Source organism: Fulvivirga sp. (genome assembly GCF_040220315.1).
GTDB lineage: Bacteria > Bacteroidota > Bacteroidia > Cytophagales > Cyclobacteriaceae > Fulvivirga.
Genome location: NZ_JAVJUY010000069.1, coordinates 1 through 2,020, shown reverse-complemented (window position 1 = coordinate 2,020; position 2,020 = coordinate 1). Strand labels below are relative to the sequence as shown.

Sequence of the window (2,020 nt, the reverse complement as noted above, 5' to 3'; positions counted from 1 at the left end):
GTTGTTCGTTACAAATGTAAATGCAGGATTTGGCCTGGAAGTATCTTACTACATGGCGGATAAGATGGATTTCAGAGCTCATGCCCGTAAGACGTACACCCAAAAATTTGATTTAACCAGAGATATTGCTGACAAGAACAGCAATGTAGATAATCAGCCTAATGTGTTTAATTATTTCGAACTGGGCACCACTTACCATATTAAAGACTTTGATGAGAGTTCAAGCACTAAGATGTTTCTTTACAGAAAGAGCTATAAAGGTGATAAATGGGCTGCTCGTGTTCCGTTGAATGTTGAAATTCCATGTAAGGTTAGAAAGATTTATGGTGCCCGTTTAGGCGGACTTTATTTTGATACTGCGGTTGACATTGGCCGTGCATTAGAGGCGCAAGACTTAACCACTGATGTTTTGGTAGCAGAAGATGGGGCTGTTTTGCCAAGCACCGTGATGGACGAAAACGGATTAGAGCAGGATATTTCAGTATTCAGTAACATGTCGGTTGGCGGTGTATATGTTGGAGGATCAATGACATGGATAAAAAATGTGGCTGTTGATTTTGATAATAAGTACCAAGAAGGAGTTGATGACCTAATTTTTACTGCTTTTTTAGATATTATCGTTGCACCGGCATTAGGTGTTGATGATATTGTTTATAACGGAGTTACATACTCATCAGAAGAATTAGAGACCAGCATTATAGGTTTTAGACTAGGTATGGATGGAAAATTTAACAGAACCCTTTCATGGGGCTATGGTGGTGAAATTGGAATGAGGCCAGGATTGAAAGGTAGAGGGTTTTATGCGCTGGTAAAAATAAGCTTCCCAATCTACAGCACAAACCTTGACTATAAGGTGGAAGCATTTGGTAAGTAATAAATAGTAAAGAATTAATAATGAGGCTGACATAGATGTCAGCCTTTTTTATTTTTGTCTGATGGACATACTGATTAAAAACATTAAGGGACTTGTGCAGGCAAGGGAAGAAAAGCCAAAATGGGTGGCCGGTAAAGAAATGGCTAAGCTACCAGTGTTGGAAAATGCCTATCTGACTATTGAAAACGGACTAGTTGCTGATTATGGCCCGATGGATCTACTGCCTAAAATCACAGCCAATCAAGTAATTGATGCCGAAGGTAGGTTTGTATTTCCATCATTTGTCGATTCGCATACACATCTAGTTTTTGCTGCTACGAGGGAAGAGGAATTTGTTTTTAAAATTAAAGGCATGTCTTATGAAGAAATTGCCGCTAAAGGCGGTGGTATTTTAAACTCAGCAAGAAAGCTACAAAATACAACTGAAGATGAACTCTTTGAAAGAACATTAGTACGAGCCAATGAAATTATCTCTTATGGAACAGGTGCCGTTGAAATAAAAAGTGGTTACGGCCTCACTACCAAAGATGAGTTGAAGATGCTTCGTGTAGCCAAGAGAATAGGTGAAGAGACCCCTTTAACTGTTAAAACTACCTTTCTTGGTGCACATGCAGTGCCTAAAGAAACCACCAAAGAAAAGTATCTCGATCTTGTAATCAATGAAATGATACCAGCCGTGGCAGAAGAGAAATTGGCTGATTACATAGATGCTTTTTGTGAGAAAGGTTTTTTTACGCCTGAAGAAACTGAACGAGTGATGGAGGCAGGCAAAAAATATGGACTGAAACCGAAAATTCATGCTAACCAGTTAAGCATTAGCGGTGGTGTGCAAGTCGGAGTAAAAACCAACGCCATAAGTGTAGATCATCTGGAGGCAATGGATAAAGAAGCAATAGATGCATTGGTAGGCACTGAAGTGATGCCTACTTTATTACCGGGTGCAGCGTTCTATTTAGGAACCAGCTATCCACCAGCACGAGAAATGCTTAACGCTGGACTGCCTTTGGCATTGGCAACAGACTATAATCCTGGTAGCGCACCGTGTGGCAAAATGCAATTTATGCTTTCCTTGGCTTGTATTCGAATGAAAATGACCCCTGAGGAGGCTATTAATGCCGCCACAATTAATACCGCTTATGCGATGGA

The 2,020-nt window shown here is 40.2% G+C and carries 2 protein-coding genes; both read left to right on the top strand.

All coding sequences use genetic code 11. The annotated features are described in order from the left end of the window. On the top strand, positions 1-874 hold an 874-nt coding region (locus tag RLO81_RS03070; RefSeq protein WP_350107068.1), incomplete at its 5' end, for a hypothetical protein. A 61-nt stretch (positions 875-935) separates the two neighbouring features. Beyond that, positions 936-2,020: imidazolonepropionase (hutI, locus tag RLO81_RS03065; RefSeq protein ID WP_350107065.1), on the top strand; the 1,085-nt coding region annotated here is incomplete at its 3' end.